Source organism: Burkholderia sp. LMG 13014 (assembly GCF_905232215.1).
Taxonomy (GTDB): domain Bacteria; phylum Pseudomonadota; class Gammaproteobacteria; order Burkholderiales; family Burkholderiaceae; genus Burkholderia.
In genome coordinates this window covers 1-3256 of the sequence record NZ_CAJNKE010000634.1, presented here as the reverse complement: position 1 = coordinate 3256, position 3256 = coordinate 1, and the positions used below count along the sequence as shown (strand labels likewise).

The 3256-nt window shown below is 59.3% G+C and carries 3 protein-coding genes, 1 tRNA gene and 1 pseudogene; 2 read left to right on the top strand and 3 right to left on the bottom strand.

The annotated features are described in order from the left end of the window. Window positions 1–620, top strand: a pseudogene (locus JYJ84_RS32250) (AMP-binding protein); the annotation flags it as partial. Between the two features lie 150 nt (window positions 621–770). Beyond that, entirely contained in the window at window positions 771–1064 is a 294-nt protein-coding gene (locus JYJ84_RS32245; RefSeq protein ID WP_175004314.1) for an H-NS family nucleoid-associated regulatory protein, read from the top strand. A gap of 342 nt (window positions 1065–1406) precedes the next feature. On the opposite strand, the gene JYJ84_RS32240 is transcribed toward JYJ84_RS32245, so the two are convergent. From JYJ84_RS32240 to JYJ84_RS32230, 3 genes are all read right to left on the bottom strand, one after another. Further along, entirely contained in the window at window positions 1407–2660 is a 1254-nt protein-coding gene (locus tag JYJ84_RS32240; protein ID WP_175222919.1) for a site-specific integrase, read from the bottom strand. A gap of 170 nt (window positions 2661–2830) precedes the next feature. Next, window positions 2831–2926: transfer RNA gene (locus JYJ84_RS32235), tRNA-Sec, on the bottom strand. Window positions 2927–2958: 32 nt separating this feature from the next. Then, window positions 2959–3256, bottom strand: a 298-nt coding sequence (locus JYJ84_RS32230; RefSeq protein WP_205189967.1) for a SelB C-terminal domain-containing protein, incomplete at its 5' end; no start/stop codon positions are given.

Below are 3256 nucleotides of genomic sequence, written 5' to 3'. Positions count from 1 at the left end.
GTCAACTCACTTCCACCTGGGCCGCTGGGGCTACTGCCGTGCTCATCAACTATCTTGCACCGCAAGACGTCATTGATGCCTGCGCGAGCGAACGTATTACAGCATTCACGGGCGTGCCGCCCTTATGGATGCAACTGGTCCGTGCGGCTTGGCCCGAGCCGGCACACCGGACATTGCGCTACTTCGCGAACACTGGCGGCAAGCTGCCGACGCCCGTCTTGCAGCAACTCCGGGCATTGTTTCCGCAGGCCAAACCCTATTTGATGTATGGCCTGACCGAGGCATTTCGTTCAACTTTTCTCGATCCCGCAGAGGTGGACCACCGCCCCGATTCAATCGGAAAAGCCGTCCCTAATGCCCGGATTCTGGTCGTGCGCGATGACGGCTCTCCTTGCGGACCCGACGAGATCGGAGAACTGGTCCATATCGGAGCCTGCGTCACGCTCGGTTATTGGAACGACGCGACGCGCACAGCCCAGCGCTATCGACCTTCGCCCGAACTGAAACCGGGCGGCGCGCCACGAGATCGTGCGGTCTGGTCAGGCGATCTGGTACGGAAAGATGCAGAAGGATTCCTGTACTTCGTCGCGCGCAACGACGCGCAAATCAAGATAAATGGTCGACTCCTGGTCCAAACGATGAGAAAATCGCGCAATCATTCCAGTTGCGCTGCCGACAATGACATGTCGCAGACCCGATGCGTCGCGCCGAATTGGACTCTTCGAAGCGACCATTTCAATACTGTTTCTTTTAACCACGTGGAGTGAAGAATGGCCACCTATCAAGAATTGAAAGCCAAGGCTGATGCACTGCTCGTGCAAGCGGAAGAAGCTAGGCAGGCCGAACTAGAGACCGTGCTCGAAGAAGTTCGCGCCCGTATTCAAGAGTACGATCTCACGCCGGAACAGGTCTTCGGCCGTAAGCGCACACGTAGCGCGAATGGCAGCCAACCCGCGACGCCGAAGTATCAGGATCCGAAAACGGGCAAGACGTGGAGCGGGCGTGGCCGCGAACCGTCGTGGATCAAGGGTAAGAAACGTGATCGCTTCTTGATCGCCGAATGATCACCGTAGCGATCGGTCGCCCTACGGACACTCTCTGGGCTTGCAGTTTCATGCTGCAGGCCCATTGAATCTGTATCAAGCCGTGCTGGCTCAAGCGATTCAGATCCGCCTTAGCTGCCCAACGTTGAAGACATCCCGCGGCCCTTTGGAATCCATGCCTTTCGTCTCCGCGGCGACTCTATTTCACGCATCGCAGCGATACCGCCAGATGTCGATGAATTCGGCCTGTATTGCATCAGGATCAAGCGGCATACCGGTGACACAGCCTCGCACTCGCGATACCGGGCGCGTGCGGACCCACCCGGCCCACAGCACCGTTTCCAGAACAGAAGCAGCGTCGATTTAGGCTGCGAACGTTTGCGGCATAACCGGTGCCATTGACTCCTCAAGCATGCGGCCACGTGAACAGTACGTGCCCCAGTCTTCCATCATGAGCCGTCGTCTTTCAAGCTGATCGCGACGCCGATAAGCCGCTATCGTCTGCGAAGTAATGACGTGTGCCAAGGCTTCCTCCGCCAAAGAATCCGGATAGTCGGTACATTCGGCGACCCAGTCACGAAATGTCGACCGGAAACCGTGCACAGTGATCCCACAATAAGACATGCGTTTCAGCAGGGACAGCATCGCCATGTTCGACAATGGGCGCCCTTCCGTGCAGCCGGGAAACAAATATCCATACTTCGCCTTCGGTAGCGCATTGCGTACGATCTCGACGGCTCGCTTGCAAAGTGGCACGCGCAGTGATCGACCGCTTTTCGTTCGATCGCCCGGAATAGTCCAGACGCGACTGTCAAGATCAAACTCCTCAACCCGTGCGAAACGTACCTCGTTCGTACGAGTCGCCGTGAGGATAAGCAGGTGCAGCACCCGCGCCGCGCGCCGTGGACGAAGCTCCAGTTCACGGACAAACGCCGGGAGGTCTTCCCAAGGCAGGGCTGGATGATGCTTTACTTGTGAGCGCTTCTTCGAGCGCGGCAACACCAGTTGCAGATGGTCCGCGTACCGTGCGGGATTGCTGCCAATGCGATGACCCAACACCGTCTCTGCGTCGAGGATCGCCTTGATGCGGCCGCGCACACGCCGCGCCGTCTCCGCCTTTTTTGTCCAGATCGGCTGAAGGATCCGCACGATCATCGCCGTGTCGATATCGCGCACCCGGACGTCACCGATCACCGGATACGCGTAGGTTTTGAGCGTGTTGCTCCATTGCTGGACGTGCTTGGGATTTCGCCACTGTGGTTCGTGCACGCGGATAAACGCTTCCGTTGCTTCACGAAACGTCACGTTTGCATCCGGCGATATGTCGAGCAACTGTCTGCGCTGCTGCTCGCGTCGGGCAAAGATGGGATCGATCAGATCTCTGACCATGTCACGATATCCAACGGCCAGTTTCCGCGCCTCGCCCAGAGAAACGCGCGAGAGCGGACCAAGCCCCATCTCACGCACACGGCCGTTCAGTTTGAACCGAAACACCCACGAGCGCGCACCGCTGTCCGCGATCTGCATATACAGACCACCGCCATCCGAGTAATGGCCCGGCGTCACCTCTTTCGCGACCCGCAGTGCGCTGAGTCGATACAACTGTCGTCCTGCCATGCCGCCCTCCTTTCCTACCCACAAAACCCATGTCGCTACCCATGTTTCGTGAGGAAATTGTGGGGGACGCGGCCGGACGTCGCAAGCATGCCGTTACCCACAAAACCACGAAAAATCATGGGCTTGCGGACTTTCAGAGGAAGATCACGGAGCGCCGCGGAAGCCCGGCGTGGCGGAAGGCAGCAGGAGTCGAACCTACCCGGGAGTGTCTGACACCCCCAACCGAGTTTGAAGCCCGGCCGTACCACCGGATACGAATGCCTTCCGTGGGGAAAAGAACCAAAAGAACAACGAGCGCCTACGCCTGATTACCCGCCCAACCGCTGTCAGGCCGCAGGAAGTGAAGATCGCGGTGGAAGCGAGTATACCCAACCCGATCGAAGAACTCGAGAATCTGGATCGCGCGCTTGCGGCCGAGCCCCGTCGCGTCACGGAACGTCGCGGCATCGAGCCCGCCGCCGCGTGAAGGCGCGAGATGCGCGACCAGTTCCGTCAGCTCGCGCACGACGTCCGCGTGATAGAACAGGTCGCGCACGACCTGGTGCACGTCACCGCGCCGCGCGAGCTTGCGCAGCAAGGTCCGCACCGCGTCCTCG

Bases quoted from the DNA above. Each gene is read 5' to 3' on its own strand.
- JYJ84_RS32240 (WP_175222919.1), bottom strand. From the start codon at position 2,660: ATGGCAGGACGACAGTTGTATCGACTCAGCGCACTGCGGGTCGCGAAA.
- JYJ84_RS32245 (WP_175004314.1), top strand. From the start codon at position 771: ATGGCCACCTATCAAGAATTGAAAGCCAAGGCTGATGCACTGCTCGTG.